At 67.5% G+C, this 581-nt stretch carries 1 pseudogene; it reads left to right on the top strand.

Annotated elements, in window-relative coordinates:
• Window positions 1-581, top strand: a pseudogene (locus JCM9942_RS17735) (O-antigen ligase family protein); the annotation flags it as partial.

The raw sequence follows: 581 nt of genomic DNA on the forward strand, positions 1-581 counted from the left end.
TCACGGTGGTGCGCCTGCTGCAGCTGCGGGCAAGGGGTGGCATCGCGCCCTTGCTCAGCGTGCCGGCGTGGGCGCTGACCGGCGTGCTGTTCCTGGCCTACTGGTTGCCGCAGCTGTTCTCGGCGATGGACGCGGCCGATCCGGCCAAGGCCTGGGGCAAGGTGGCCGGCGGGCTGCGCTATCTGCCCTTCATGTGGCTGGTGGCCGTTGCCGTGGCCACCAGTGGTCGGCGGCGGACGACATTCATCGGACTGGCGGTGATCGTTGGACTGTGGACGCTGGATGCACTGGCGCAGGCGCTGTTTGGAACCAGTCCACTGTTCTGGTCAATGGACCAGCTCAAGTGGCTGATCAATGGCCGCGGTCTGTGCAGTGCAGAAGACCTCGCCGCAGTAGACCGGCTCAGTGGCGTGTTCGGCCCCTGCAACCTGAAGTTCGGTCAGGTGCTGGCGAGCATGGCGCCGTTCGCACTGTTTGCCGTGGCCGCACGTTGGCGGCGCTGGGGCTGGCTGCTGGCGGCGGTATTGATCGGCGCGGTGGTGGTGCTGGCCGGTTCGCGCGCGTCGTGGATCACCTATGGC

It is taken from the genome of Stenotrophomonas pictorum JCM 9942, from assembly GCF_001310775.1.
GTDB classification, from domain to species: domain Bacteria; phylum Pseudomonadota; class Gammaproteobacteria; order Xanthomonadales; family Xanthomonadaceae; genus Stenotrophomonas; species Stenotrophomonas pictorum.